Source organism: Achromobacter sp. 10T422, assembly GCF_056394065.1.
This window is the reverse complement of the sequence record NZ_JBFTHD010000002.1, coordinates 545,240-570,531: the sequence shown is the minus strand read 5'-3', so window position 1 is coordinate 570,531 and position 25,292 is coordinate 545,240. Positions and strand designations below refer to the sequence as shown.

Below are 25,292 nucleotides of genomic sequence, written 5' to 3'. Positions count from 1 at the left end.
AAGGGCCCGAGCTTCGCGCCGCCCCAGCGTTCGCTGCTGGGCGAAATCCTGGACTGGATGCTCGCGCCGCTGTTCCTGCTGTGGCCCATGAGCGTCGCCATCACGTATGTGGTCGCGCAGAACATCGCCAACGTGCCTTACGACCGGGCGCTGGCCAATAACCTGCATGTGCTGACGCGCCAGGTTCACGCGCAAGACGGCCGCGCGGTACTCAAGATGACGGACCCTGCACGCGATGTGCTGCGCGCCGATGAAACCGACAGCGTGTTCTGGCTGGCGCTGGGCAGCCGCGGCGAATACCTGGGCGGCGACCGCGCGTTGCCCCTGCCCGCCACCGTGGGCCAGCCCCGCCCCGGCGAGGTCCAATACGAAGACGACACCATGCGCGGCTTCGGCATCCGGCTGGCCTTCACGTGGGTGGACCTGAACCTGCCCAACACGCAGCCCGCGCTGCTGATCGTGGCCGAGACCGTCGAGAAGCGCACCCAGCTGGCCAACGACATCATCAAAGGCGTGATCATTCCGCAGTTTGTGGTGCTGCCGATTGCCGTGCTGCTCGTGTGGTTCGGGCTGTCGCGCGGCGTGGCGCCATTGAATGCGTTGCAGCAGCGCCTGCGCGCGCGCCGTCCTGATGATCTTTCGCCCATCGATGAGCGCGCCGCGCCGTCGGAAATCGCGCCGCTGGTGGCGGCCATGAACGATCTCTTGGACCGCTTGTCCGCCAACGTGCAGGCGCAGCGTCGTTTCGTGGCGGACGCGGCGCATCAATTGAAGACGCCCCTGGCCGGCTTGCGCACGCAGGCCGAGCTGGCGTTGCGCGATGCCAGCCCCGAAGAAATGCAGTCCAGCCTGCGCCAGCTGGTGACGGGTTCCGAACGCGCCACACGTCTGGTCAACCAGCTGCTGTTGCTGGCGCGCGCGGAAAATCCCAGTGCGATCGGATTGACCCGCACCGATCTCAACGCCATCGCCTACGAGCAAGCGATGCACTGGGTGCCCCAGGCGCTGTCGCTTGCCACCGATCTGGGTTTCGAAGGGTCGGACGACCCGGTTGAGATCAGCGGCAACCCGCTATTGCTTGCCGAGCTGCTGAACAACCTGGTCGACAACGCCTTGCGCTACACCCCCCGCGGCGGCCACATCACCGTGCGCGTGCAGCGGGTTGGCGACGAAGCCGTGCTGGAGGTCGAAGACTCTGGCCCGGGCATTCCCCCCGAAGAACGCGAACGCGTATTCGACCGCTTCTACCGCGTGCTGGGCACGGCGTCGGACGGCAGCGGCCTGGGGCTGGCCATCGTGCGCGAAATTGCGCAGAAGCATCAGGCCACGGTCCTGATCAGCGACCATCCCACCGCACATTCGGACCTGCCCGGCACCCGCATCCGCGTGGTGTTTCCGATGTACGCCGACCACCCGGATTTGCTGGAAAGCTGAGCGCAACCCTGCCCGCAGCGGGCTAAGGACTATCCCTAGCCCCGCGCGCAACGCTTACACAATGTTTCAATTTTAAGATTCAGGTAAGGATTACGTCAGAACCTCGTCAGCCTCGCGCCTCAATGTTGCGTATAGCTCGATGTCGGCTCGCCGGCAAAGGGCCCAGCACGGCGGACAACCGCTGGCCAAAAAAACGAGGAGACATCATGAGCACAACAACCATGGCAGGCCGCGGTCCTTCCGCGGAACCGCGCCCGATGACCAAGGATGAACGCCGCGTCATCTTCGCGTCGTCTTTGGGCACGGTTTTCGAGTGGTACGACTTTTATCTATATGGCTCGCTCGCAGCCATCATCGCGCAACACTTTTTCTCGGGCGTGAACCCCACCGCGGGCTTCATCTTCGCGCTGCTGGCGTTCGCCGCGGGCTTCGCCGTGCGCCCCTTCGGCGCCCTGGTGTTTGGCCGTTTGGGCGATCTGGTCGGCCGCAAATACACGTTCCTGGTCACGATCGTGATCATGGGCCTGTCGACGTTCCTGGTCGGCGTGCTGCCCAGCTACGCCAGCATCGGCCTGGCCGCTCCGGCCATCCTGATCGTGCTGCGCTTGCTGCAGGGCCTGGCGCTGGGCGGTGAATACGGTGGCGCGGCCACGTACGTCGCCGAACACGCTCCGCACGGCCGCCGTGGTTTCTACACCTCGTGGATTCAAACCACCGCTACCCTGGGCCTGTTCCTGTCGCTGCTCGTCATCCTGGGCATCCGCACGGTCATGGGCGAAGACGACTTCAAAGCCTGGGGCTGGCGCATTCCGTTCCTGATCTCGGTCGTGCTGCTGGGCATCTCGGTGTGGATTCGTCTGCAACTGAGCGAATCGCCGACCTTCAAGCGCATGAAGGAAGAAGGCAAGGGTTCGAAGGCGCCGATCGCTGAATCGTTCGGCCAGTGGAAGAACCTGAAGGTCGTGATCCTGGCGCTGCTGGGCCTGACCGCCGGCCAGGCCGTGGTCTGGTACACGGGCCAGTTCTACGCGCTGTTCTTCCTGACGCAGACGCTGAAGGTTGACGCCAATACCGCCAACATCATGATCGCCATCGCGCTCTTGATCGGCACCCCGTTCTTCGTGGTCTTCGGCGCGCTGTCGGACAAGATCGGCCGCAAGCCCATCATCATGGCGGGCTGCCTGATCGCTGCCGCGACCTACTTCCCGATCTTCCAAGGCATCACGCACTTCGCCAACCCGGCGCTGGAAAAGGCTCAGGCCACGGCCCCGGTCACGGTGATTGCCGACCCCAGCACCTGCTCGTTCCAGTTCAACCCGGTGGGCACGTCCGCGTTCACCAGCTCTTGCGACGTCGTGAAGTCCTTCATGGCCCGCAACTCGGTGAACTACAAGAACGAAACGGCGCCGGCAGGCTCGCTGGCCAAGGTCAAGATCGGCAACGACGAGTTCGCCTCGTTTGACGGCAAGGCCATGGCCCCCGCCGACTTCAAGGCCAAGGCCGCTGAACTGGACAAGGCGCTGACCACAGCGATCCGCAGCCACGGCTACCCGGCCAAGGCGGACCCGGCGCAAAGCAACAACGTCATGGTGGTCGTGCTGCTGGCGATCCTGGTGCTGTACGTGACCATGGTTTACGGCCCCATCGCCGCCATGCTGGTGGAGATGTTCCCGACCCGCATCCGCTACACCTCGATGAGCTTGCCGTATCACATCGGTAACGGCTGGTTCGGCGGCTTCCTGCCCCCGGTCGCCTTCGCGGTCGTGGCTGCCACCGGCAACATCTACGACGGCTTGTGGTACCCGATCATCATTGCAGTCATGACCCTGGTCATCGGCACGCTGTTCGTGCGCGAATCCAAGGACAACGACATCAACGAATAAACGGCCATCCCCCGCCGGGTGGGACTGCTGCGCCTGCCCGGCCTTTCAAAAGCTCCTTATGGAGCTTTTTTTTTGTGCCCCCACGCTGCGCGCGCTTTGCGCACTTGCTGCCCCCCGAGGGGGCTTTTTTCCCTTGGGGCGGCCCGGCGGGAAAAAGGCTATTTTTGCGAAGACTGGGGTGCTGATGCGGTGGTCGTTACCTATTGCCAAAATATCCCCCCCACTTTCAGGACGATGTCAGACCCTCGCGCTTAGACTGGCGCCTCAGATTACGGCCTTGCGCCAGATCGGCTGACGATTGATCCCCCTGTCAGACGATTGCAGGGCTAGTGTTCTGACACCGATACCGCGTTCCCCGCGAGCCTTTTATGACGCGGTATTGTGTGCTCCCGTACCGGCCCGGCCTTTATTGAGCCGGGCCGCTTTTTTTTGCGCGCGCCATCTGCCGCCGCCCTTCGCACCAATAAAAAAATGGCGACCGCGTAGCGGCCGCCATTTCTGTTCATCGCGCCGGACTTGCCGGCCAGCCGGGTCAGCGGCGCATGCCCACGCCGAAGGCCACCACGCCCGCCACGATGGCGGCAATGCCGGCCCACGTCGGGATCGGCACCGACTTCTCGGTTTCGGCCGTAGCCTTCACCGAACCGATCTGCAAAACGGTCTCTTCGGACTTGTAGTTAAAGCCCTTGTAGGCCAGGGCTGCGATGCCCAGGACGATCAGGATGGCGCCAATGATTTTCATGTATTCCTCTCCGATTCCATGTGGGTGCGCGGAAGTTAACGCATCGCCTGGAATGTGTCAGTGACAGAACGTGTCGTCTGTCGCTTGCGGTTTATCGCACTTCGGCAAACCGGCTGCGTCGTATAGAATCAACCCTTTTGGCCGACGCTCATGTGGTTCAAAAACCTCAAGATTTACCGCCTCTCCTCGCCGTGGACTCTCGTTGGCGATCAGCTTGAAGAAACGCTTGCGCGCCACGCCTATCAAGCGGGCAACAACCTTGAAATGCAAAGCCTGGGCTGGGTGCCGCCGCGCGAAAACGGCGGGCTTGCCCACGTTGTGAACGGCCAGATCCTGCTGTCGCTGCGTGCCGAGAAAAAGCTGCTGCCGGGCACGGTCGTGAACCAGGTCGCCAAGGCGCGCGCCCAGGAAATCGAAGAGCAGCAAGGCTACAAGCCGGGCCGCAAGCAGATGAAGGAAATCAAGGAACGCGTCACGGACGAGCTCCTGCCGCGCGCCTTCAGCGTGTACCGCGACACCCGCGTCTGGATCGACCCGCAGAATCACTGGCTGGTGATCGACGCCGCCGCGTCCGCCAAGGCTGACGAAGTCATTGGCCTGCTGGCCAAGTGCGTGGACCCTTTCCCGCTGGAAAACCTGTACGTGGCGCAATCGCCCGCGTCTGCCATGACGGGCTGGCTGGCTGAAGACGAAGCGCCGTCGAACTTCACCATCGACCAAGACACCGAGCTGCGTTCGTCCGGCGAAAGCGGCGCGGCCATCCGCTACGTGAAGCACTCCATCGACGCTGACGACGTGCGCCGCCACATCCAGTCGGGCAAGCAGTGCACCCGCCTGGCCATGACGTGGGCCGACCGCATCTCGTTCGTGCTGACCGAAGGCCTGGATGTGAAGCGCGTGTCGCCGCTGGACGTGCTGAAAGAAGGCAACGAAGGCGTCGCCACGAACGACGACGAAAAGTTTGATTCCGACATGATGCTGATGACGGGCGAACTGGCCAAGATGATGGCCGAGCTCGTCGACGCGCTGGGCGGCGAAAAGAAAATCTGATTGCTGACGCCATCACGCTGAACGCGACAGGCCGCTCTGGAACAGAGCGGCCTTTTTATTGGCGGGCGCGCAAATATCGCCGTCTTATCAAGCCGCTACACTCTGATCGCGCCCCGCCTGCTTGGCGCGATACAAGGCCTTGTCGGCGCGATCAATCAAATAGGCGTAATCCGGGTGCCCGTCAAAGGTCGCCACGCCAATACTCGCTGTAATTCGCAACGCCCCCACTTCGGGAATCGTGAAATCGTGCCGGCGGATCTCGTTGCCCAGCTTTTCAGCGGCAGCCAGCGCGGCCTCTTGGCCGGTGTCGACCAGCACCACCAGGAACTCTTCACCGCCATACCGGAAGACGAAATCGCTGGACCGGCACGACTGATGCACCACCTCGGCAAACTGGCGCAACACCTGGTCGCCACCCGAATGCCCATGCGCGTCGTTGATGGCCTTGAAATGGTCGATATCCAGCAGCAGCACCGAAAAGCGGCTTTCTTGCCGGCTGGCGATTGCGATCTCGCGCCCGATCACCGAAGGCAGGAAGCGGCGGTTCAACACATTCGTCAGCGGATCGCTGCCGCTTTCGATCTCGGCCACCATGTCGAACAGGCCGTTCAGCAAATGCTTAATGCGCGCCACCAATTCTTGCAGTTCACGCACCTGATCAGGCAAGGACATCTGCCGTTGGGCCTCGGCCATCATCAGCTGCGGCAGCACCACGTCATCCAATCGCGTCACAGCTTCGGTGATCTGGCGCAGGGCCGGTGCGCTTTCGAACAGCACGCCGCCCTTGTGTTGCAGCCACAGGCCGAATTCTGACGCCGCCAAACGGGGCAGCGCCTGTTCCGGCGCGCGGTAATGCAGGCCGATCAACACTGCCTGGCTCCACTCCAACAGGGCGGCGCGCTGGCGCTCGCGCTCAGTGGAAATGTTCTGCCCCAGGGCGAACAAGCGATACGCCTCGTCATTGCGCGCGCCGCGGTTGATGTCGCGCATGAAGGCGCGGCTCATCTGCTCAATGGCCAGATCAAACAGATTACAGACGTACTGGGTAGCGATGGACGCGGCCATGCCGTCAAGATCGCTGGCGCGCAAACGGGCCGAGATTTCGTTTTTCAGAACGCGGGCGCCGGCCATCACCAGATGGATCGGAATATGCACGCGCGCATGCACTTCGCCCACCTTTTTCTGCGTGGCCATCAGCGCGACGATATCACCCTGATCGCGCACACAGAGCAGGCCCTTCAGCCAATACTTCATGCCGTTGTGCAAGCGCGTCGCAACGATCTCGTGCGACAGACGCGGCCCGGCCTCAACATCCGCCAGCAAGGTGGAATAGAAGGCGTCCACCAATTCTTTGGCGCTATCGCCCACTACCGCTGCGACCTGGCCGCGCGTGTAGGCGTCAACCGATTGATAGACCGCTTCCCAGGCCTGCGCGTTTGACGCGCTCAGGTAGCACGCCTGACCGGCGCCACCCGACCACACCGGCATCGCGCTGTTGCTCGAAGACATAACTCATCCGCCCTAAAATCGCCGCCCGTGTCTTGGAACGACACGCGACAGAAAACCAGCGCGGATTATCCTTCAAAAGCACAAAAAGGCCGCCAGGGGCACGCGGCTTGCGTGTCACGTCGGCGCAGTAGCGCTGACCAGCGCGCTTGAGCTGCCCCGGCTTGCGTGTCACGCCACGTGATCAGGGCGCCCCGCCGCCGGGCCGCCCCGAGGCGGGGCGAGCCCCCTCGGGGGGGCAGCCAGCGAGCTGCTGGCGAGTGCAGCGCGGGGGCACTTTACTTTGAGGGCACCACTTATTCCAGACCGTGGAACACGGAGTCATCCGGACCCACGTGCGACGGGTGCTGCCACGTCACATCGCGCAGCGAGTGCTGCACCAAGCCTTCCACGCCCAACAGCACCGCGAAAATCGCCATGCGAATGGGGATACCGTTGTCGGTCTGGCGGAAGATGGCCAGACGCGGATCGTGGTTCAGGTCCACGCTCAGGTCATTGGCGCCCGGACGGCTGTCGCGCGGCAGCGGGTGCATCACGATGGTTTCGGGGCTGCAATACGCGTCGATGATGGCGCGGCTGATCTGGAAGTCGGGCGTGTAGCCTTCGTTCTCTTCGTTGGCGAAGCGCTCTTTCTGCACGCGCGTCGCGTAGATCACGTCGGCGCCGGCCAGGCCTTCGGCCAGCGACGTCTTCTGTTCGATGATGTTGCCGTTGCGGCTCGCCTGCTCGATGATGTAGCTCGGCATCTCCAGACCCTTGGGCGACACCAGCGAAAACTTCACGTTCTTGTACAGCGCCATCAGCTTGATCAGCGAATGCACGGTACGGCCGTACTTCAGGTCGCCCACCATGGCGATGTGCGCGCCGTCCAGCAACTTACCCAGGCGCGAGAACTCGGTCAGGATCGTGTACAGGTCCAGCAAGGCCTGGCTGGGGTGCTCGCCGGGGCCGTCACCGCCGTTGACCACCGGGATGTTCGTCGCGCGTGCAAATTCAGCCACGGAACCTTGGTCCGGATGGCGGATCACCATGGCGTCCACGTAGCCGCTCATGACGCGGCTGGTGTCATAAATGGATTCGCCCTTGGCCATCGACGAAAACGTGAAGCCCGTGGTGTCGCACACCGAGCCGCCCAGACGGCAGAAGGCCGAGCCGAAGCTGACGCGGGTACGGGTGCTGGCTTCGAAGAACAGGTTGCCCAACACCGCGCCTTCCAGCACCCGCGACACCTTCTGGCGGCGTGCGATGGGCTGCATCATGTCGGCCACGCGGAACAGGTCTTCAACCGACTCGCGCGTGAATTGGTCCACCGACAACAGCTGATGCTTGCCTTCCACGGCGATGCGCTCACGCAGAGGGCCGTCTTGTACGCTTTGCGTATATTTTTCCAGCAGCACCCCGTTCTGCACGATTTCGCTGACAAAACGCTGCACCACTTCCGGCATGGCGCGGAATTCCTGCGAGCCTTCGGGCAACAGCCAGGTGTCCAGGGCGCGGCGTTTGACGCCGATCCGGGTCGCGAACACGTCGCGCGTCAGGTTCAGGCGGCGCATGGCGTCGCGCAGGAAGGCTTGCTGGGAGATGGTCATGACGGGCCTCGAGAAAGAGGATTTATATACGCACCGCGCATATTATTCTCAACGCAAGTGCAAGTCCAACACTTTTGCGTATAGGGGTTTACCCCTTATTTTCACCGGCTAGCGTACGACGTCATCTGCTGCGCATCATGCGCCGCCTGCCCCAGCGAGAACCAGCACGCCGCGCAGAATGTCAGCGCCGCGAGCAGATAGCAGATCATCGCCAGCAGTTGGGCTGGCCAGTGGCCGCGCGTCATGTGTCCCGTGTAGCCCTGACGCAACAAACTCACTTGCGCCAGGTAGGCAAACAGCAGACCCAGGCAGGAAGCCACGAGACCCGCCAGGAACAGGGCCAGGGGTAATTGAAGATCAGGGGCGGCGATGTCGCCGCCAACAATGCCCAACGAAAACGCCACCAGCGCCAGCGCCGCGCCCCCGTTCAACCATCCCAGGAAACGAAACGCGCCCGCAAGCAGCGAGAACGACAGGCCTGAAGAACGTATCTGCTGGGCGCGGGGGTCCATGCGTCAGCTGCCGTTGCCGGTGCGGCACACGGGCGTGGCGCTTTGGATCGACGCGCGTGCGGCGGCGATTTCGGCCTCGTMCCAGCGCCCTTTACCCAGTACCGTCACCGTGACTTTGGACTTGGCCGGGCCGTCGGCTTCGGCGGAAATCAGTTCAAGCACAGTGGCCGGCTCGCCCACCTTGTACAGCTGGATCTCATCGGGCGCACCCTTCTCGCCCAGGCTGTGGCGCCAGGCGTAGGCCACGCCATAGGGGTGCTGCACATTCACATGGCATGAGCGGACATATTCACCACCGCGGCGGAAAGCGGCCTGATAGTTGGTGTCGACGCTGAAGGTTTCTTTACGCACGCTATCGGCCTCGTAGACCCCTTTGCTTGCGCAGCCGGCCAACAGCACTGCCAACGCCACACCTGCCCATACTGACTTGCTCATGATTCTTCCCGCATTGAAATTCGGACTTCCGCGATTATGCCAGCGGCTGCAAAAAGGCCACGCGGGAAATGCCTGGGACATTTCGCGCGTGGCCTTGAGCCAGCCTGACATTGGCCGAGGGGACCAACTACTTTTCCGCGGCGCCCTCGATCTTTTCGCCACCACGCTGGATATCTTTACCAGCGCCCGCAACGGTGTTGCAGCCCGCCGAAAGCGCGGCAATCGAAAGCAGCATGACGAGAACGACTTTGTTCTTCATAAACATCTCCTGTCTAGGCGTGGAAACCGAAGTCAGCATACCCCAAAGACCCTGGATTGCGCATCAATCGGATGAGGCGGAGGGGCTGCACGCGGTCGGTGATCCCGCTGTGACGACACCACGCCGCCCGCTGCGCCGGCGTCATCAGATCTCTGGGGTCTCTTGGATCTCTTGGGGTTCTTGCGCTTCTTCGGCCAGCCAATCGATGAAGCGGCGCACATCGGGCCGCCGCGCCGCATCAGGCAGGCTGACGGCGTAATAGGCAAAGCGCATCGGCCAGGGCAAATGCAGCACCACCTGCAATCGGCCGGACGCGACGTCGTCCCGCGCGTGGTCTTGCGGCACCAACGCAATGCCCTGCCCGGCCGCCGCCGCCCTGAGCAAAAGCAAGTCATCGTCAAAGCTGGAGCCGCGCCGCGCGGCGTCATCGGGCGGAACGCCGTGCGCTTGCAGCCACAGCGTCCAGTCAGCGCGATCCGAGTCCTGCAGCAAGGGATAGCGCAGGCAGTCCGACGGCTGGCGCAACGCGGGCCCATCGCGCAACAGCGCCGGGCTAGCCACCGGCAGCATCACCGGCGCCATCAGCGGCATGACGGCCAGACCCGGGTAGTCGCCCAGGCCATGGCGCAAGGCGACGTCGATCCGGTCGCGCTGGAAGTCGACCAGTTTGGACGTGGCCTCGACCCGCACTTCGATGCCGGGATGCAGCTCGGCAAATCGCCCCAGCCGCGGCACCAGCCAGCTGGCGGCAAACGCGGGCACGGTGCTGATGGTCAACGTCCGGCGCGCTGCGCTGGATTCCAGCCGAGTCAGCGATTTCTCGATCAGCTCGAAGGCTTGCACCAAGCCGGGATGGGCTTGCGCACCGGCTTCGGTCAGGTGCACGCCATGGCGCTCCCGCACAAACAAGGGCGCGCCCACACGGTCCTCAAGCAACCGGATCTGCTGGCTGACCGCGCCTGGCGTCACCCCCATGCGCGCCGCCGCCGCTTTGAAGCTGCCCAGACGGCCGGCTTCCGCAAACGCCCGCAGCGCCAGCAATGGCATCACTGCTCCCATCACGCACCTTTGTTTAGAAAAACTAACTTCATGATCGACGATTCATCGTTTTACGACGCGAGCGTGACACAGCAAGATTACCGCTCGGCCTATCGCCTAATGGCAATAGCTTAACTACTTTCTTGAAAACGGCATGCAACCACCCGCCCTGCACCTTTACACCGATAGCTCACCCAATGGCTTCAAGGCCACCATCGCCCTTGAGGAACTGGGCCTGCCTTACCGCCTGCACCACGTGCGTATCGACCAAGGCGAGCACCGCCAACCCGCCTTCCTGAAGCTGAACCCGCACGGCCGGATTCCCGCACTGGTCGACCACGACACAGGCGTCACGCTGTTTGAGTCCGCCGCCATCCTGCTGTATCTGGCCGAAAAATCCGGCCGCCTGCTTCCCAGCGAACCCGGCCCGCGATGGGATGCCATCGTGTGGCTGATGTTCCACAGCGCCAGCATGGGCCCCGTGCTGGGCCAGCGCGTGCACTTTGAGTGCTTTGCCGACGAGCCGAATCTGGCCGCCATTGCGCGCTACCGGGAACTGAGCGAAGCCGCTTTCGCCACGCTGGACGGCCGCCTGGCCGACCGCCCGTGGCTGGCTGGAGATGCCTTTTCCATTGCGGATATCGCCACGTTCGGCTGGACGCATATCGCGGGCATCGCGGGCTTCGACTTCAGCCACTACCCACATCTGAGCGCCTGGCATCAACGCACCGCGCGGCGCCCCGCCGTGCAACGCGGCATCTCTCTGCCCCATCCGGCCACCCGCCCCTGATATCCGCGCCTGATATCCGCGCCTGATATCCGCGCCTGATATCTGCGCCTGATATCCGCGCCTGATATCCCCCCCTGATACACGCCCCTGACACCCCGCCTTCGACTAACATGTCTCACACGCTTCCCGCCTCATCCTTGCTCACCGGCGCCTCGGCGCCCGCGTTCGCCGGCCATCCCGGCTACCAACGCATGTTCGCCCCAGGCCAACTGACGCTGGGCATCTTCTTACCGCTGCGCTTCTATCAGGGAGACATGGCAGTGCTGGCCGGACAGGCCGACTTGGTTGCCAGCATTGACCGCGCCGGGTTTGCCGCGGTCTGGGTGCGCGACGTGCCGCTGTACGACCCGGGGTTCGGCGATGCCGGCCAAGTCTTTGACCCCTATACCTATCTGGCGTATCTGGCCGCGCGCACAGAACGCATCGCGCTGGCCACCGGCAGCGCCATATTTTCCCTGCGCCATCCGATTGATCTAGCCAAAGCCGCCACCACCATTGATCGCCTATCAGGCGGGCGTCTGGTGCTGGGCATTGCGTCGGGCGACCGTCCCGTCGAATTCCCGGCCTATGGGTTGGAGCACGCGCGGCGCGGTGAACGCTTCGCACAGACCGTGTCCGATTTCCGTCAACTGATCCAGGCCCGCCACGGCGCCATTGAATCTCCGCTTGGCCGCTTCGATGGCCCGCAACTGCTGCCGAAACCGGCTACGGGACGCATCCCGCTGCTGATTACGGGGTCGTGCCGCCAGACGCCGCAGTGGGTAGGTGAACACGCCGACGGCTGGCTGACCTATCCGGAAAGCACGCACGACACGAACGGGCCATTGCGGCTGGCGGACAAGATCAGCGCATGGCGGGCGCGCATTCCAGACGGCGGATTCCGGCCTCATGTCACCAATGAATGGCTGGACCTGAGCGCTGACCCTGACCATCCGCGCACCCCGCTGCGCGGCGGTTACGTGTTGCGCACCGGGCGCAAGGGCCTGCTTGACCTGCTTGCCCGCTGGCGCGAGGCGGGCGTCAACCATGCCGCGTTGGGCATCCAGTTTTCAGATAGACCGGCCGCCGAAGTCATCCAGGAACTGGCGGAAGAAGTGCTACCCCATTTCCCGCCCCATGAGGGCCCCGCCCCCGACTCAACCCGCTGGTAGATCAAAAAGCCGTACGCATTCCCGCCTACAATGCGGCCCGCCTGGCGCGCGACAGAAGACCTGCCCGCACTTTGTAACCCTGGCGACGAAACCCCGTAACCGCCCTTACGCGGCCGTGACAATACGGCCGGGGTACGGCTGTCGCGTATTTGCCGGCAATGGATTAGGATGCGCAAATGAATAAAAAACCTGTTTCGCAGATCGCTGGTTCCGCCCCTTCGGGTTGGGGCTGGGAACAGCCTCAATGCCGTGGACAAGCGGCTTTGGCGCTGTTCATCGACGATCTGCATCGAATTCTGCAAGCCCATGCCGCTGGCAAGCTCGCGGACAGCAGCACGCTGGCCGACGCGCAAGAACATGTAGATGAATTGCTTGCCCGCTACAACGAAATCAACGCCGCGCCGGAAATCTTTTTGGGGCAATCGGTCGAGCTCAAGGAAGGCGTGGATCGCAATGGCGTTTCCCATACGGTACCGATTTTCTCGGCGCGCCTGAAAAAATCACTGGTGTCGATGCTGGGCCAAGGCGCCGGCTGACTCACCCCGAACGACCGGCGGCATGCAATTGGCCCGGACCAGAACAGCTTTTACAGGGGACCCATAATGAATACTGACAACGTCGTAGAGTTTCTCCGCTTGCTGTCGCTGGACGTCTCGCTGGGCGCCGCCGCCCAACACGCCGCGAGCCAGGCGGATGCACCTCTGGCGCTGGCCCGTTTGGCCACCGCGCACGGCTTGCCTTGTAACGCGTCTGACTGGTCCTTCTTTGCCCGCAGTTGCCTTGACACGTCGGCAGATGCCGATGCAGAAGCCGTTCCCAGCGCCACCATCTGGCAACTGGTGCAAGACCCGGCTCAGGGCACCGCTATTCCCGCCAGCGCCATTACCCGCGTCATCGGCATCATCACGCAACCCGAAGGCGGTCCGCCCGTGGTGGGCCATGTCGTAGGAGACCTGGCGCCGCGCTCGCCACTGGGCGTGTCGCCTTACCCGTCGGTTTCCTGATCACGCGGGCTGGCGCGCCCCGAGCGGATGCGCGCCCCTGGCTGACATGCCCCGGCCTACCTGCTTAGGTAGTCCCCTACCCCGTTTGCAGCAACCACGCCGCTGGCCATGCAGGCCGTCAGCAGATAGCCGCCGGTGGGCGCTTCCCAATCCAGCATTTCGCCGGCGCAGAATACGCCCGGGGCCGCCCGCAGCATCAAGCCCGCATCGACCGCATCGAATGCCACGCCGCCCGCCGTGCTGATCGCCTCGTCAATGGGACGGGCACGCACGAGCGTCAGCGGCAGGGCCTTGATACGAACCGCAAGGCGCGCCGGGTCCTTGAAATCTTCCGCCGACGCGCATTCGCGCAGCAAGCCCGCCTTCACGCCCGTCAGCCCCATCCGGCTTTGCAGGTGACTGGACATGGACCGTGCGCCACGCGGATGCGTCACGGCCGCCGTGACCTTTTCCTGCGGCCAATCCGGCGCCAGATCCAGCAAGGCGACAGCGTGTCCGCCGGCATCGATCTGGTCACGCAACGGCGCCGACAGCGCATAAACCAGGCTGCCCTCGATGCCGGTTTCCGACACCACAAATTCACCTTGGCGGGCGGGCGTGATCCCATCCTTTCGCGCGCACGACATCGCCACGGATTTAACCGGCTGGCCCGCATAGCGCTGGCGGAAGTGCTCGGACCACGCCACATCAAAACCGCAGTTGGCCGGACGCAGAGGAGCGACCGTAATGCCATGCGCCTGCAAGCCGTCGGCCCAGGCGCCGTCTGAACCCAACTTGGCCCAGCTGCCGCCGCCCAAGGCCAGCACCACGGCGTCCGCCGTTTGCGTCTGCACGCCATCGGGCGTATCAAAGCGCAGCATCGCGGGCGATGGCGCCACACCTTCCGGCCACCCCAGCCAACGGTGCCGCATATGAAAGCGCACACCGCTTGCGCGCAGCCGCGCCAGCCAGGCCCGCAGCATCGGCGCCGCTTTCATCTCCTGCGGAAACACGCGGCCCGACGAACCCACGAACGTCTCGATGCCCAACGCATGCGCCCATTCACGCAACGCCGTAGCATCCATCGCCGCAAGCCACGGCGCGACCTGCGCCGCGCGCTCACCATACCGCGCCAAGAATGGCGCGGCCGCTTCGCTATGGGTCAGATTCAACCCGCCCCGCCCCGCCATCAGGAACTTGCGGCCCACCGACGGCATGGCGTCAAACACGTCAACCTGCACGCCCTGCGCGGCCAGCCCTTCCGCCGCCATCAGGCCAGCCGGCCCCCCGCCGATCACGGCGACACGCTTGGAAGCGTTCAGCGTCATGGGGCTACCCCGTTCTGAGCGGGGACGTAAAGGAACGGAAGGCGAAACATGAAGAGAGGATCGAAGCCATCAATGACGAATACGACGCCGGGCGCGCCGCAAGGGGAAAGATTGTCGCATGGCGGCTCAGTGCGAATCCGGCTGGCGGACCGCTCCGCGCATCAAAGGCTTATCGGCAAGGGGCGCCAACAAGAAAAAGGCCCGGCGCCGGCCACTTATTGACCGCAGGCGCCAAGCCTTTGTTATGACAGGACAAATTGGACATGCGCAGAGGCTATCCCAAGGCTTGTCCACAGTCGTTGTGGGTAACTTTCAACGATTCAGGCGTTACCCGCCGCCTGCATGGGCCCGGACCAGGGTTCGGAATCCAACTCAAAACGCAGTTCCTGATATTCGCCATCCACCGCTACCGTTCGCAGCAGCCCCGCGCCCATTGCCTGCCCAAGCGCGCGGCGGCACAGGGTTTCAGGATCATCAGGCAGGGACTGGAATACGCCGTCGGGAATGCGCAAGCGCAGCAGCGCTTGGGGATCGCCGCGTTCCGCGGGGCGGCCGATGTGGATGTGGGCGGGATAGCCGTGCGGGCACCAGATGCCCACGTGATACTTGCCTTCAGCGCCGGTGTCGGCGACGTAACCAGGATGATCGTATTTTGCGGTACCCATGGACCCTCCTCGAGTGCGGCGAACTAGCGCGCGTGACCCATGGTAGCTCAGCGTTCAAGGCCTGTGCGCGCAGGAACACCCGGGAAACTCCGGGTTGGAACAATCGATTGATCCAAGGCAAACGCCAGGCGAAAACATCAAACCAAATTCCAAACGAAAAAAGCCGCGATTTGCATCGCGGCTTTTTTCTTGAAACTGGTTGCGGGGGCAGGATTTGAACCTACGACCTTCGGGTTATGAGCCCGACGAGCTGCCAGACTGCTCCACCCCGCGTCTGATGTGATGAATCATACACCATTATGAAATCTTGTGCAGCGCACCCAGGCCTTTTTTCGCTAATTTGGCCCGATTCAGGCGAAATATTTTCGTTGCGACCCCAAAAAAACGGGTGAACGGGCTTGGAACGTCCACACAAATCACTTCGGCGCCTTTAATTGCCGTCACGCGCAGTACGCCGCCTGAAGCCACCCCATGCGCCTCGCCCGCATTGACGTGTGCGGAAACCGGCAGATGCAGGCTGCTAGCGGCTTCGGCGCCTGCGGCGGGTTCGTCGATGCGGATACTGCCGGAAAGACAAACGACGCTTGCACCCGCGCGCAGCGCCAGGGTGCGGGACGCGCCAGAGGCGATTTCAAGGCGGCGGGCCAGGGGTTCAGGGCGGGTATCGGGGGTCATGAATATTCTCCAGTCGGACAATGACAGGCTACGCGCGCCCTGCTCTGCGCAACAGCCACACTCCCGGGCTTTCTGTACCGATGCAGACTCTCGATTTCGCTGCTGTTATGGTGTACTTTTCTGCAATCTGTGCCTTCCTTCCGTCCAACCTCGGGGAGCATGATCGGCGCATGGACCCACAACCGCTGTACCTTCGCTTGGCGAACCATTACCGGCGCGCCATTCAGACGGGCGTTCTGGCGCCCGCCCAGCGCATGCCCTCCGTGCGCACCTTGGTGCGAACCCACCACGTCAGTCTGTCCACCGCGCTGCAAGCTTGCCGCCAACTGGAAGACGACGGCCTGATCGAAGCCCGGCCGCGCTCGGGATACTTCGTGCTTTCCCCCCGGCGCAACAGCATCCCCCCCGTCAACGAGCCCGACATTCGCCAGACGCTTGGGGCGGCGCAGTATGTGGGCATCCACGACCGGGTGTCCGATTTCATCGCCAAATGCGAGGCGCACCCGGTCAGCGCCAACTTCGCGCTGGCGGCCGCGGTGCCTGAGGCTTATCCCATGGAAGCGCTGAAGCAAGCGATGACGCGCGCGCTGCGGATGACGCCGCACGTGCTGGTGAGCCCCGTTCCGCCGCAAGGCCACCCGGAGCTGCGCACGGTGCTCGCGCGGCGCGCGCTGGCCAATGGCATCAACGCCACGCCGGATGACGTCATCGTCACGCATGGCTGCATCGAAGCGTTGAACCTGGCTTTGCGTGCGGTGGCCCGCCCCGGCGACACGATTGCCGTCGAGTCGCCCACTTACTTTGGTCTGCTGCAAATCTTGGAAAGCCTGGGAATGCGGGCGCTGGAGATTCCCACCAGCCCGCAGCACGGCTTGTCCATCGAAGCGCTGGACCTGGCCTTTCAGACGCACGGCAATATTCGCGCCGTGGTCGTCGTGCCGAACTTTCAGAACCCGCTGGGCTGCGTCATGCCGGACGCTGAAAAGGCGCGTCTGGTGGCGCTGTGCGAACGCCAGCAAGTGCCGCTGATCGAAGACGATACCTATGGCGCGCTGACCGATGAAGACACGCCGCTTGCCGCCGCCAAGTCGTGGGACGCGACCGGCAACGTTATCTATTGCTCGTCGATGCACAAGACGCTGGCGCCGGGCATGCGTCTGGGCTGGCTGCTGGGGGGCCGCTGGAAGGCGCGCATCGCCATGCTGAAGTTTGCGCAAAGCCGCCCCAACGAACCGCTGGCGCAGATTGCCGTGGCCGAATTCCTGGGGTCGCGCGCGTATGACCGGCACCTGGCGCGGCTGAGGCGGCAATTGAAGAGCCAACGCGACCAGACGGCCGAAGCGATTGCCGCGCACTTTCCCCGCGGCACCCGGCTGAGCGTGCCGCAAGGCGGCATGCTGCTATGGGTGGAAATGCCTGGCGGCCGCTCCGGCATGGACGTGTTCGAAGCCGCGCTGCAACAAGGCATACGCGTCGCCCCGGGCGCCATGTTTTCAAATGGCACGCGCTACAACCACTTCCTGCGGATCAGTTGCGGCCAGCGCACCACGCCCGAGATCTCGCGCGCGCTGTTGACGCTGGCGCGCATTGTTGGCGAAGGCGGCGCATGAATCCGTCGCTGCATCAGTTCATCGTTGACTACGGCCTCTGGGCCGTGCTGGGCGGCACGTTTCTGGAAGGCGAAAGCGTGGTGGTGTTCGCGGGCTTTCTCGCTCACCAGCATCTGATGCACTTGCCGTATGTGATGCTGTGCGCGTTCGCCGGGTCCTTCATCGCGGACCAGCTGCTGTTCTTTCTGGGCCGCCGTTATCGCGACCATCGCTTCGTGCGGCGTATCCGCGAAAAGCCCGCGTTCGAAAAAGCGCTGGCCGCCATCGACCGCTATCCGCACGGCTTCATCTTGAGCCTGCGATTCCTGTATGGCCTGCGCACCGTGGGGCCCGTGGCGTTGGGCATGTCGCGCGTGCCGCCGCTGCGCTTTTTGGTGCTGAACGCCATCGCCGCCACCATCTGGGCGGTGTGCTTCAGCCTGGTCGGCTATGCATTCGGCCAGACCATCGAGACGTTACTTGGACGCCTGCACGGCGTGGAAACGAAACTGGCGGTGGCCGTGGCGATTGGCGTGGTGATCGGGCTGGCCTACCACCTGATATCCCGGCGGCGAATGCGGCGCTAGGCGGCCGTCAGCAGACGATCCGGCCGCTTGCGCGCAGCACGTGGCGGCGCCGCGCATTGCGGTACCAGCCGCCAATGAATGGCAGCAGCGCCAGACGGCGCAAGATGGGGTGACGCTGGTCGAAGTCGTGCCAGGCCTTGAAGCCATGGCCCATTCGCTCCCAGCTCTGACGAGCCTCGGGCGTAAGTTTGCCGGGGTCGAACGCCGCCAGCTTTGCTGCTTCCGAAACGCGAGCCAACAAGGCTCCGCCCGGGTGTTCCAATCGATACTGATTCCGCATGGGGCCGCATATTACCCGGCTTGACGGGCCTGTGGAGGACATTGAAACGCGTGCGCAAAACACGCAAATGGAGCCACCTTTGACCGCCCCACCCAAGCCCTTGTAATTAAAGGAAAATGCGGAACTATGCCCGCACTATCCCAAGGCTTGTCCACAGAAGCTGTGGGTAACTTTCGCGTTTTACTTCAGCGCGGTCGTGATCATGTCGCGCACGCTTTCGAAGCCGGCCACGTATTGCGGGTTCTCGGAACGGGCCAACAGGCTGGAGTAGTTCTGCTCCAACTGGGCTTCGATTGCTTCACGCAACCCGGGCGACGCCTTCACCAGATGCAGCATCGACAGCAGCGTCGAATTCAGTGCGTCGATGCGGCCGCCCTGGTGCGAAATGGTGTGGACGATGACGGCGATTTGTTCTTGGATATCCATGGCTGAGCCTCCTGGCATTGATAGTCGGCGCAAATCCTAGCATGACGCTTGCGGCCGCCCCAACGCCGCTAGGCAAGCGCCACGCACCGCGCTAGCATCAAGCGTAGCCGCTGGGGCACCGCGGCGCACGCCACCGGCCGCCACCCGCGGCGCCGGGGCCATCGGAGCGCGCTCATGAAGACGATCCAAGACTATGCACCCCCGGACGCCCAATCCCTGCAGCGCTTGCAGGACAAACTGGGTTTCAGCGACGCGCGCATGGCGGAGCTGGCCGGGCTAGACGCCGCCACGCCATGGCCCAGTTACGTGGGCGGCCCTGAACCCCGTGGGCTGGGCCGGCAGCGCCTGTTCTACATGATGGCCCGCCTGACGCTGGATGAACGGCAATGGCAACAGGTGCTGGACGCCATGCGCGAAGCCGGCGCCCACTTCAATTACGAAGATCCCTTGGCGGACGCCGCGCCGCCTGCGCCTGAGCCCGTGGCGGACGAAGAGCGCAAATTCGGCATGCTGCTGGTCAGCCGGAATGGCGCGTTCCACGAAATGGAGCAGTTGCGCGAGTTCGCGCACTTCGCCCACGAGGCCGACGTCAGCCGCTTCGTGAACTCGGTGTTCTACGACAGCGATATCGACCTGTGCCGCTTTCGCTTTGCCGACCACGACGGACTGGACGACGCCAGCCGCGACCGCATTTTCGACGCCGCGCACAAAACCATCACGCGCTTCGAATTTGATGGCCGCATCTATCACGGCGGGATTCCGCCCGAATCAGACGGTTAACGTGGCCCTGCCGCAGAAATGCGGCCGTATCGCACTGACGCCGTTGCATCGCACTGAACCTGCCGCCATGCAATGACGTGCCCGTATCGCATTGACGCGGGCTGGTCCGCGCCTGTACCGTCGGCACTCTGCTTTCGCCACCCGCCTTCCGCATGAACGAACGACTCGACGACATCGACCGGCAACTGCTCAGCCTGCTCTCGGCCAACGCGCGCGAGCCCGCGGCGATCCTTGCGCGCAAGCTTGGGCTGGCCCGCACAACCGTCGTTGCGCGCATCGCCCGCCTGGAGCGTGAGCACATCGTGTCGGGTTACGGCGTGCGCCTGGGCCGCCGCCTGGAAGAAGCCGCGGTACGCGCGTATTGCTTCATCAGCGTGCTGCCCAAGACGCCCGCGGCGGTGATCCGCGAACTGGAGCGCATGCCGGAAGTGGAAGAAGTGTCGTCCGTCAGCGGGCCGTATGACTACCTGATCTTCCTGCGTTGCGAAACGCATGAACAGCTGGATGACTTGCTCGACCGCATCGGCCTGATCGACGGCGTGAAGCAAACGCAGACGTCGATCGTGCTGAGCCGCAAGGTGGACCGCCGCAGCGCCGTCGCCGCCCCCTGAGGCGCAGTCGCCGCTGCTTAAGGCGCAGTCGCCGCAGCTTAAGGCGCGGTCTACGCAGCTTAAGGCGCAGTCTCCGCAGCTTAAGGCGCGGCCTCCGCTCCCTAACGTGCCGTCGCCGCTCCCTACGGCGCCGTCGCCGCTCCTTCAAGCGCCATCAGCCCGGCCGCCCAGACGAACCCGTCTGAAGCGGCCCGTCTTTTCTCCCTGCCCGACATGGTGTTGTAATGGCGGATAACGTGATTTCTGGACGCCCCATGCTTGCACGCCTTGCCCCCGCCGCCGCCTTGCTCACCTTGCTAACTGCCTGTTCCAGCATGAGCGAGGTCACGCCCGTCGACAAGAACACGTACACCGTCACCTATAGCTCGGGCACGCAGTTGCTGACCTGGGTTGAGCTCAAGAACCAGACGCTGCAACGCGCCGACCAGTACTGCACCTCAATCGGCCGCAAGATGCAAAAGCCGAAAGTGACGTCCAACCATGCGACGGGCCTGGGTTCCAAGCGCGCCACCGTGACGTTCGAATGCGGCGTCATCGACCCGCCCAAGGAACCCAAATCGTGAACGCTTCGTTGCCCGTGGGCATCACCATGGGCGATGCCGCCGGCATCGGCCCCGAAATTGTCGTCAAGGCCTATGCACAAGGGCTGAGCTCCCCCTGCGTGGTGTATGGCGATGCGGGCGCATTGCGCCGCGCAGTCGCCCAACTGGGCGCGCGTTTGGATATTGTGGAAATCAGCGATGTGGGTCAGGCAGAACCCGATGCCAGCCGCATTCACGTCGTGGCCTGTAGCCCCGCGCTGCCCGCCGACCTGCCTTTGGGACAGATCAGCGCCGCCGCCGGACGCGGCGCCTACGACTACGTGTGCGCCGCCATCGATGATGCGCAGGCCGGCCGCATCCGGGCGATTGTCACCGCTCCGCTGAACAAGAAGTCCATGCACGAGGCGGGTATCGACTACCCCGGCCACACCGAGATCCTGGCCGAGCGATCCGCCACGCCGGACTTCGCGATGATGCTGGCCAACGATGAGTTGCGCGTCTTGCTGGTGACCATCCACGTGGCGTTGGCCGACGTTATTGCCCGCATCACGCCCGAGGCCGAACTGACCGCCATGCGCCTGGCCGACCGCGCGTGCCGGCAGATGGGCATCGCGGCCCCGCGCGTGGCCGTGGCCGGCCTGAACCCGCATGCGGGCGAAGGCGGCAAGTTCGGCCGCGAAGACATCGACATCATCGAACCCGCCATCGCACGCGCCCGCGCCGAAGGTATCGACGCCAGCGGCCCCTGGCCCGGCGACACGATCTTCATGCGCGCCCGCCGCGGCGAATTCGACATCGTCGTGGCCCAGTACCACGACCAGGGTCTGATTCCGGTGAAATACCTGGGGCTGGACCACGGCGTGAATGTCACGGTGGGGCTGCCGTTTGTGCGCACCAGCGTCGACCACGGCACGGCCTTCGACATCGCCGGGCGCGGCATCGCCGATCAGGCGTCGCTGGTCGCGGCCTTTGATCTTGCGCTGGCGATGACGCCTTAGCCCACGCAACGCCCGGCGGCTTCGGCTCCGGGCGATAGCGGGACTACAATACGCCCCGTTTCCGGCGCCTGCTGCGCGCCGCCGCTTTCCGTCTGCTCCCCTACCCCTTCCATGTCACGCCTTGTCCGCCTTCTGCCCGACCGCTTCACCCTCTACCTGATCTGCACCGTCATCATCGCCAGCATCGTGCCCGCGCACGGGCAAGGCGTGGTGATCTTCGGCTGGATCACCAATATTGCGGTCGGCCTGCTGTTCTTCCTGCACGGGGCGCGTTTGTCCCGCGAGGCCATCATTGCCGGCCTGACGCACTGGAAGCTGCACCTGACGATCTTCTCCGCCACGTTCCTGATGTTTCCGCTGCTGGGCCTGGCGCTCAAGCCCGTGCTGGAACCGCTGGTGACGCCCGAGCTGTACCTGGGCATCCTGTTCCTGTGCTGCCTGCCCGCCACCGTGCAATCGGCCATCGCGTTCACGTCGATGGCGCGCGGCAACGTGCCCGCCGCCGTGTGCAGCGCGTCCGCCTCGAGCCTGCTGGGCATCTTCCTGACCCCGCTGCTCGTGGGCACGGTCGTGGCCAATGCGGGCAGCGCGCCGATCTCGTTCGATGCCGTCGGCAAGATCATGCTGCAGCTGCTGCTGCCGTTCGTGCTGGGCCAGTTCGCCCGCCGCTGGATTGGCGCCTGGGTGCACAAGCGCAAGGCAATGCTGAAGTTTGTCGATCAGGGTTCGATCCTGCTGGTCGTCTACACGGCCTTCTCCGAAGCCATCAATGAAGGCCTGTGGAGCACCACGCCGATCCCGGCGCTGGTTGGCCTGGTGGTGTGCTGCGCCGTGATCCTGGCGTTGGCGCTGGGCCTGTCGGCATTGGCTGGCAAGATGTTTGGCTTCAGTATCGAAGACCGCATCACGCTGCTGTTCTGCGGTTCGAAGAAAAGCCTGGCCAGCGGCATTCCGATGGCGCAGGTGCTGTTTGCCGGCCACGCCGTGGGCGCCATCGTGCTGCCGCTGATGCTGTTCCATCAGATCCAGTTGATGGTGTGCGGCGTGCTGGCCGCGCGTTACGGCAAGCGTCCCGAAATCGAAGGCTGACGCCTGCCGCCACACAAAAAAAACCGCGCCATGAAGCGCGGTTTTTTCATGCCTGCCCGCGGCGGATCAGTACATATCGCGCGGCTGCGCACCCGAGAAGTTCAGGAAGCGCGTGCTGGAGCCCTGGAAGGTCAGGCGCACCGTGCCGATCGGCCCGTTACGCTGCTTGCCGATGATGATCTCGGCCGTACCCTTGTCCGGGGAATCGGGGTTGTAAACCTCGTCGCGATAGATGAACAGGATCACGTCGGCGTCCTGTTCGATAGCGCCGGATTCGCGCAAGTCGCTCATCACGGGACGCTTGTTGGGGCGCTGTTCCAGGCTTCGGTTCAGCTGCGACAACGCGATCAGCGGGCAATTCAGTTCCTTCGCCAAGCCCTTTAGCGAACGGCTGATTTCCGACACTTCGGTCGCCCGGTTTTCACCCGAGCCGTTACCCGACATCAGTTGCAGGTAGTCGATGATGATCAGGCCCAGCTGGCCGCATTGGCGCGCCAGGCGGCGGGTGCGCGCACGCACTTCCATCGGGCTCAGGGCGGGCGTTTCATCAATGTAGACCTGCGCATCCTGCATGAGCTGCACGGCGTGCGTCACACGGGGCCAGTCATCTGCGATGAGCTTGCCGGTACGCATGCGGTGCTGGTCCAGCAACCCCACCGAACCCAACATACGCATGGCCAGCTGCACCGCGCCCATTTCCATCGAGAACACGGCAACCGGCAGGCCCTGTTCGATGGCCACGTGTTCGCCGATGTTCATCGAGAACGAGGTCTTGCCCATGGACGGGCGCCCGGCCACGATGATCAAGTCACCGCCCTGCATGCCGGATGTCATCTTGTCCAGGTCGGTGAAGCCCGTCGGCACCCCGGTCACGTCAGACGTGCCTTCGCGGTGATAGAGCTCGTCGATGCGTTCCACCACTTGGGTCAACAGCGGTTGAATCTCTTGGAACCCGGCGGCGCCGCGCGAGCCTTCCTGCGCGATCTTGAAGACCTTGGATTCTGCTTCGTCCAGCAGTTGGCGCGCTTCCTTGCCCTGCGGGTTCAAGGCGGCCGACGAGATCTCGTCGGCAATCGACACCAGCTTGCGCAGCATGGCGCGCTCGCGCACGATTTCGGCGTAGCGGCGAATGTTCGCGGCCGACGGCGTGTTGTGCGCCAGCGCGTTCAAATAGGCCAGGCCGCCGGAATCTTCGGCCTTGCCGGCGCTGATCAGCGATTCATTGACGGTGATGACGTCGGCGGGACGCGCCAGCCCGATCAGGCGGGCAATGTGGTGCCAGATCAGACGATGATCGTGGCGGTAGAAGTCTTCTTCGACCAGCACGTCGGCGATGCGGTCCCACGCGGTGTTGTCCAGCAGCAGGCCGCCCAACACCGATTGTTCCGCCTCAATGGAATGGGGAGGAACGCGCAGGTATTCAAGCTGGGGATCGGCAGGTGTGTTCATGACTTCAATAGTAATGGCTGCAGGATGTCCGCAACGCGGAAAAATCCTTGGACGTCGCGCGACGGCAGGCGGCGCAACAGGGGACGCAGGGGCGTCGCCAGACCGCAGAGGATACGCGCCAGGCGGGTCAGCCGCGCTTTGACCTCGGGGTCGGGGTTGCTCTCAAGATACACGTCGAGGGCCAGTGTACCCAGGGTCACGGCCACGTCGTCCGGCAATTTACGCAGGGACGCAAGAGACGACAGCATCTGGAAAAGATCGTACGCCTGGGCCAGCGGGCGGGACAGCGTCGAGCCAATGTTTTCTTCGAAATCAATGCGCCACAACTCGCCGTCGCGCAAGGTGACGTTGCGGATCTGTGCACCACCGTGCCACATCCCGCGGGCGTGAAACGCCGCCAAGTCAGTGGCGGCAGCGCGCGTCAGCCACAGCTGCGACGTGGAATCTTCGTTGCGGATCAGGTCAGCCAGATCCTCGCCCACGTATTCCAGCACCAGCAGGCCCTGCTCTTGCCACCACACTTCCGGGACGCGGCAACCGGCCTGCAACAGCGTCGACAGGCGCGCGGCCTCGTGGGTCAGGCCATTCTTCAACAACACGCCAGGGCGCGGAAATTCGCCCAGGAACAGCTTGCAGCCCACGCCCAGCAAGAAGGCCCGCACGTAACGCAGCGCATAGCTGACGCCGCGGACAAAGCTTGGCCGGCGGCGCTTGATGATGCAGCGAACCCCGTCGATCGTCACGTCGCGCACCGAAGGTTCACGCAACGCATCCACGCTGTCGAGCCAGGGGCGCAGGCCGGGCGGCGCATTGTGATGAACGGGCGGCTGAGTCAAGGGGTCCTCTGAGGAAAGCAAGGGAGTGCTTCAAGCGGGGCGCGCAAAGGCAATGCGCGATGGCG

28 protein-coding genes and 1 tRNA gene are annotated in these 25,292 nt (G+C 63.9%); 14 read left to right on the top strand and 15 right to left on the bottom strand.

The window, feature by feature from the left end; all coding sequences use genetic code 11:
• Positions 1–57: 57 nt before the first annotated feature.
• Together AC1DB0_RS06750 and AC1DB0_RS06745 are read left to right on the top strand one after the other, a co-directional pair.
• The gene (locus AC1DB0_RS06750) at positions 58–1,434 is read left to right on the top strand and encodes a sensor histidine kinase (RefSeq protein WP_156336667.1); all 1,377 of its coding nucleotides are present in this window, start codon (positions 58–60) and stop codon (positions 1,432–1,434) included.
• A gap of 221 nt (positions 1,435–1,655) precedes the next feature.
• The gene (locus tag AC1DB0_RS06745; protein ID WP_054423515.1) at positions 1,656–3,317 is read left to right on the top strand and encodes an MFS transporter; all 1,662 of its coding nucleotides are present in this window, start codon (positions 1,656–1,658) and stop codon (positions 3,315–3,317) included.
• Positions 3,318–3,849: 532 nt separating this feature from the next.
• Here the strand turns inward: AC1DB0_RS06745 and AC1DB0_RS06740 are convergent.
• The gene (locus AC1DB0_RS06740; RefSeq protein WP_054423516.1) at positions 3,850–4,059 is read right to left on the bottom strand and encodes a hypothetical protein; all 210 of its coding nucleotides are present in this window, start codon (positions 4,057–4,059) and stop codon (positions 3,850–3,852) included.
• Between the two features lie 150 nt (positions 4,060–4,209).
• On the opposite strand from AC1DB0_RS06740, the gene AC1DB0_RS06735 reads away from it, so the two are divergent.
• On the top strand, positions 4,210–5,109 hold the full coding sequence (locus AC1DB0_RS06735; protein ID WP_175169716.1) for a recombination-associated protein RdgC: 900 nt from the start codon (positions 4,210–4,212) through the stop codon (positions 5,107–5,109).
• Positions 5,110–5,196: 87 nt separating this feature from the next.
• Here AC1DB0_RS06735 and AC1DB0_RS06730 read toward each other — a convergent pair whose 3' ends face one another.
• The 6 genes from AC1DB0_RS06730 to AC1DB0_RS06705 all read right to left on the bottom strand — a co-directional run bounded on the left by AC1DB0_RS06730 (position 5,197) and on the right by AC1DB0_RS06705 (position 10,469).
• Positions 5,197–6,618 (bottom strand): diguanylate cyclase, encoded by a 1,422-nt coding sequence (locus AC1DB0_RS06730; protein WP_175169715.1) that lies wholly within the window; start codon positions 6,616–6,618, stop codon positions 5,197–5,199.
• Between the two features lie 293 nt (positions 6,619–6,911).
• Positions 6,912–8,204 carry an aspartate carbamoyltransferase gene (locus AC1DB0_RS06725; protein ID WP_054423518.1) on the bottom strand — a complete coding sequence of 431 codons (1,293 nt, stop codon included), beginning with the start codon at positions 8,202–8,204 and terminating at the stop codon, positions 6,912–6,914.
• A gap of 101 nt (positions 8,205–8,305) precedes the next feature.
• Positions 8,306–8,716, bottom strand: coding sequence for a hypothetical protein (locus tag AC1DB0_RS06720; protein WP_054423519.1), 411 nt, complete (start codon positions 8,714–8,716; stop codon positions 8,306–8,308).
• Positions 8,717–8,719: 3 nt separating this feature from the next.
• Positions 8,720–9,151 carry a BPTD_2524 family lipoprotein gene (locus AC1DB0_RS06715; RefSeq protein ID WP_476758626.1) on the bottom strand — a complete coding sequence of 144 codons (432 nt, stop codon included), beginning with the start codon at positions 9,149–9,151 and terminating at the stop codon, positions 8,720–8,722.
• Between the two features lie 127 nt (positions 9,152–9,278).
• Positions 9,279–9,410 (bottom strand): entericidin A/B family lipoprotein, encoded by a 132-nt coding sequence (locus AC1DB0_RS06710; RefSeq protein ID WP_054423521.1) that lies wholly within the window; start codon positions 9,408–9,410, stop codon positions 9,279–9,281.
• Positions 9,411–9,554: 144 nt separating this feature from the next.
• Positions 9,555–10,469 (bottom strand): LysR substrate-binding domain-containing protein, encoded by a 915-nt coding sequence (locus AC1DB0_RS06705; protein WP_476757629.1) that lies wholly within the window; start codon positions 10,467–10,469, stop codon positions 9,555–9,557.
• A 133-nt stretch (positions 10,470–10,602) separates the two neighbouring features.
• On the opposite strand from AC1DB0_RS06705, the gene AC1DB0_RS06700 reads away from it, so the two are divergent.
• From AC1DB0_RS06700 to AC1DB0_RS06685, 4 genes are all read left to right on the top strand, one after another.
• Complete coding sequence (locus tag AC1DB0_RS06700; RefSeq protein WP_476757630.1) at positions 10,603–11,238, top strand: glutathione S-transferase family protein; 636 nt, start codon at positions 10,603–10,605, stop codon at positions 11,236–11,238.
• 110 nt (positions 11,239–11,348) lie between these two features.
• Positions 11,349–12,389 (top strand): LLM class oxidoreductase, encoded by a 1,041-nt coding sequence (locus AC1DB0_RS06695; protein WP_054423523.1) that lies wholly within the window; start codon positions 11,349–11,351, stop codon positions 12,387–12,389.
• Between the two features lie 176 nt (positions 12,390–12,565).
• Positions 12,566–12,925 carry a hypothetical protein gene (locus tag AC1DB0_RS06690; protein WP_054423524.1) on the top strand — a complete coding sequence of 120 codons (360 nt, stop codon included), beginning with the start codon at positions 12,566–12,568 and terminating at the stop codon, positions 12,923–12,925.
• 66 nt (positions 12,926–12,991) lie between these two features.
• Positions 12,992–13,393, top strand: coding sequence for a hypothetical protein (locus tag AC1DB0_RS06685; RefSeq protein WP_054423525.1), 402 nt, complete (start codon positions 12,992–12,994; stop codon positions 13,391–13,393).
• A 56-nt stretch (positions 13,394–13,449) separates the two neighbouring features.
• On the opposite strand, the gene AC1DB0_RS06680 is transcribed toward AC1DB0_RS06685, so the two are convergent.
• The 4 genes from AC1DB0_RS06680 to AC1DB0_RS06665 all read right to left on the bottom strand — a co-directional run bounded on the left by AC1DB0_RS06680 (position 13,450) and on the right by AC1DB0_RS06665 (position 16,040).
• Complete coding sequence (locus AC1DB0_RS06680) at positions 13,450–14,700, bottom strand: TIGR03862 family flavoprotein (RefSeq protein WP_476757631.1); 1,251 nt, start codon at positions 14,698–14,700, stop codon at positions 13,450–13,452.
• Positions 14,701–15,020: 320 nt separating this feature from the next.
• Positions 15,021–15,365 (bottom strand): hypothetical protein, encoded by a 345-nt coding sequence (locus AC1DB0_RS06675; RefSeq protein ID WP_054423528.1) that lies wholly within the window; start codon positions 15,363–15,365, stop codon positions 15,021–15,023.
• Between the two features lie 196 nt (positions 15,366–15,561).
• Positions 15,562–15,638, bottom strand: a tRNA-Met gene (locus AC1DB0_RS06670).
• Positions 15,639–15,662: 24 nt separating this feature from the next.
• Positions 15,663–16,040 (bottom strand): hypothetical protein, encoded by a 378-nt coding sequence (locus AC1DB0_RS06665; RefSeq protein WP_054423530.1) that lies wholly within the window; start codon positions 16,038–16,040, stop codon positions 15,663–15,665.
• A 170-nt stretch (positions 16,041–16,210) separates the two neighbouring features.
• On the opposite strand from AC1DB0_RS06665, the gene AC1DB0_RS06660 reads away from it, so the two are divergent.
• Together AC1DB0_RS06660 and AC1DB0_RS06655 are read left to right on the top strand one after the other, a co-directional pair.
• Positions 16,211–17,650, top strand: coding sequence for an aminotransferase-like domain-containing protein (locus AC1DB0_RS06660; RefSeq protein WP_476757632.1), 1,440 nt, complete (start codon positions 16,211–16,213; stop codon positions 17,648–17,650).
• On the top strand, positions 17,647–18,216 hold the full coding sequence (locus AC1DB0_RS06655; RefSeq protein WP_441370695.1) for a DedA family protein: 570 nt from the start codon (positions 17,647–17,649) through the stop codon (positions 18,214–18,216). Before AC1DB0_RS06660 ends, AC1DB0_RS06655 begins: the two co-directional genes overlap by 4 nt.
• Positions 18,217–18,223: 7 nt before the next feature.
• On the opposite strand, the gene AC1DB0_RS06650 is transcribed toward AC1DB0_RS06655, so the two are convergent.
• Positions 18,224–18,454: a hypothetical protein gene (locus tag AC1DB0_RS06650; RefSeq protein ID WP_245636340.1), complete on the bottom strand. Its 231-nt coding sequence runs from the start codon at positions 18,452–18,454 to the stop codon at positions 18,224–18,226.
• A gap of 222 nt (positions 18,455–18,676) precedes the next feature.
• Complete coding sequence (locus AC1DB0_RS06645) at positions 18,677–18,922, bottom strand: hypothetical protein (RefSeq protein ID WP_054423536.1); 246 nt, start codon at positions 18,920–18,922, stop codon at positions 18,677–18,679.
• A 174-nt stretch (positions 18,923–19,096) separates the two neighbouring features.
• Between AC1DB0_RS06645 and AC1DB0_RS06640 the strand changes: the two genes are divergently transcribed.
• The 5 genes from AC1DB0_RS06640 to AC1DB0_RS06620 all read left to right on the top strand — a co-directional run bounded on the left by AC1DB0_RS06640 (position 19,097) and on the right by AC1DB0_RS06620 (position 22,942).
• Positions 19,097–19,702 (top strand): hypothetical protein, encoded by a 606-nt coding sequence (locus AC1DB0_RS06640; RefSeq protein ID WP_054423539.1) that lies wholly within the window; start codon positions 19,097–19,099, stop codon positions 19,700–19,702.
• A 152-nt stretch (positions 19,703–19,854) separates the two neighbouring features.
• Positions 19,855–20,313, top strand: coding sequence for an Lrp/AsnC family transcriptional regulator (locus AC1DB0_RS06635; protein WP_050446088.1), 459 nt, complete (start codon positions 19,855–19,857; stop codon positions 20,311–20,313).
• Between the two features lie 254 nt (positions 20,314–20,567).
• On the top strand, positions 20,568–20,876 hold the full coding sequence (locus tag AC1DB0_RS06630; RefSeq protein ID WP_054423541.1) for a hypothetical protein: 309 nt from the start codon (positions 20,568–20,570) through the stop codon (positions 20,874–20,876).
• The gene (gene pdxA / locus AC1DB0_RS06625; protein ID WP_476757633.1) at positions 20,873–21,853 is read left to right on the top strand and encodes a 4-hydroxythreonine-4-phosphate dehydrogenase PdxA; all 981 of its coding nucleotides are present in this window, start codon (positions 20,873–20,875) and stop codon (positions 21,851–21,853) included. The genes AC1DB0_RS06630 and pdxA overlap by 4 nt, the downstream gene beginning before the upstream one ends.
• 111 nt (positions 21,854–21,964) lie before the next feature.
• Positions 21,965–22,942 (top strand): bile acid:sodium symporter family protein, encoded by a 978-nt coding sequence (locus AC1DB0_RS06620; protein ID WP_054423545.1) that lies wholly within the window; start codon positions 21,965–21,967, stop codon positions 22,940–22,942.
• Between the two features lie 66 nt (positions 22,943–23,008).
• Here the strand turns inward: AC1DB0_RS06620 and AC1DB0_RS06615 are convergent, their stop codons facing one another.
• Positions 23,009–24,391 (bottom strand): replicative DNA helicase, encoded by a 1,383-nt coding sequence (locus AC1DB0_RS06615; protein ID WP_054423547.1) that lies wholly within the window; start codon positions 24,389–24,391, stop codon positions 23,009–23,011.
• Positions 24,388–25,227, bottom strand: a complete 840-nt coding sequence (locus AC1DB0_RS06610; RefSeq protein ID WP_476757634.1) for a hypothetical protein — start codon at positions 25,225–25,227, stop codon at positions 24,388–24,390. Before AC1DB0_RS06610 ends, AC1DB0_RS06615 begins: the two co-directional genes overlap by 4 nt.
• Positions 25,228–25,292: the final 65 nt, after the last annotated feature.

Excerpts from the sequence above, each read along its gene's own strand:
- AC1DB0_RS06750 (WP_156336667.1), top strand. The coding sequence starts at position 58 with ATGCTCGCGCCGCTGTTCCTGCTGTGGCCCATGAGCGTCGCCATCACG.
- AC1DB0_RS06745 (WP_054423515.1), top strand. The coding sequence starts at position 1,656 with ATGGCAGGCCGCGGTCCTTCCGCGGAACCGCGCCCGATGACCAAGGAT.
- AC1DB0_RS06740 (WP_054423516.1), bottom strand. The coding sequence starts at position 4,059 with ATGAAAATCATTGGCGCCATCCTGATCGTCCTGGGCATCGCAGCCCTG.
- AC1DB0_RS06735 (WP_175169716.1), top strand. The coding sequence starts at position 4,210 with ATGTGGTTCAAAAACCTCAAGATTTACCGCCTCTCCTCGCCGTGGACT.
- AC1DB0_RS06730 (WP_175169715.1), bottom strand. The coding sequence starts at position 6,618 with ATGTCTTCGAGCAACAGCGCGATGCCGGTGTGGTCGGGTGGCGCCGGT.
- AC1DB0_RS06725 (WP_054423518.1), bottom strand. The coding sequence starts at position 8,204 with ATGACCATCTCCCAGCAAGCCTTCCTGCGCGACGCCATGCGCCGCCTG.
- AC1DB0_RS06720 (WP_054423519.1), bottom strand. The coding sequence starts at position 8,716 with ATGGACCCCCGCGCCCAGCAGATACGTTCTTCAGGCCTGTCGTTCTCG.
- AC1DB0_RS06710 (WP_054423521.1), bottom strand. The coding sequence starts at position 9,410 with ATGAAGAACAAAGTCGTTCTCGTCATGCTGCTTTCGATTGCCGCGCTT.
- AC1DB0_RS06705 (WP_476757629.1), bottom strand. The coding sequence starts at position 10,469 with ATGGGAGCAGTGATGCCATTGCTGGCGCTGCGGGCGTTTGCGGAAGCC.
- AC1DB0_RS06700 (WP_476757630.1), top strand. The coding sequence starts at position 10,603 with ATGCAACCACCCGCCCTGCACCTTTACACCGATAGCTCACCCAATGGC.
- AC1DB0_RS06695 (WP_054423523.1), top strand. The coding sequence starts at position 11,349 with ATGTCTCACACGCTTCCCGCCTCATCCTTGCTCACCGGCGCCTCGGCG.
- AC1DB0_RS06690 (WP_054423524.1), top strand. The coding sequence starts at position 12,566 with ATGAATAAAAAACCTGTTTCGCAGATCGCTGGTTCCGCCCCTTCGGGT.
- AC1DB0_RS06685 (WP_054423525.1), top strand. The coding sequence starts at position 12,992 with ATGAATACTGACAACGTCGTAGAGTTTCTCCGCTTGCTGTCGCTGGAC.
- AC1DB0_RS06680 (WP_476757631.1), bottom strand. The coding sequence starts at position 14,700 with ATGACGCTGAACGCTTCCAAGCGTGTCGCCGTGATCGGCGGGGGGCCG.
- AC1DB0_RS06675 (WP_054423528.1), bottom strand. The coding sequence starts at position 15,365 with ATGGGTACCGCAAAATACGATCATCCTGGTTACGTCGCCGACACCGGC.
- AC1DB0_RS06665 (WP_054423530.1), bottom strand. The coding sequence starts at position 16,040 with ATGACCCCCGATACCCGCCCTGAACCCCTGGCCCGCCGCCTTGAAATC.
- AC1DB0_RS06660 (WP_476757632.1), top strand. The coding sequence starts at position 16,211 with ATGGACCCACAACCGCTGTACCTTCGCTTGGCGAACCATTACCGGCGC.
- AC1DB0_RS06655 (WP_441370695.1), top strand. The coding sequence starts at position 17,647 with ATGAATCCGTCGCTGCATCAGTTCATCGTTGACTACGGCCTCTGGGCC.
- AC1DB0_RS06645 (WP_054423536.1), bottom strand. The coding sequence starts at position 18,922 with ATGGATATCCAAGAACAAATCGCCGTCATCGTCCACACCATTTCGCAC.
- AC1DB0_RS06640 (WP_054423539.1), top strand. The coding sequence starts at position 19,097 with ATGAAGACGATCCAAGACTATGCACCCCCGGACGCCCAATCCCTGCAG.
- AC1DB0_RS06635 (WP_050446088.1), top strand. The coding sequence starts at position 19,855 with ATGAACGAACGACTCGACGACATCGACCGGCAACTGCTCAGCCTGCTC.
- AC1DB0_RS06630 (WP_054423541.1), top strand. The coding sequence starts at position 20,568 with ATGCTTGCACGCCTTGCCCCCGCCGCCGCCTTGCTCACCTTGCTAACT.
- AC1DB0_RS06620 (WP_054423545.1), top strand. The coding sequence starts at position 21,965 with ATGTCACGCCTTGTCCGCCTTCTGCCCGACCGCTTCACCCTCTACCTG.
- AC1DB0_RS06615 (WP_054423547.1), bottom strand. The coding sequence starts at position 24,391 with ATGAACACACCTGCCGATCCCCAGCTTGAATACCTGCGCGTTCCTCCC.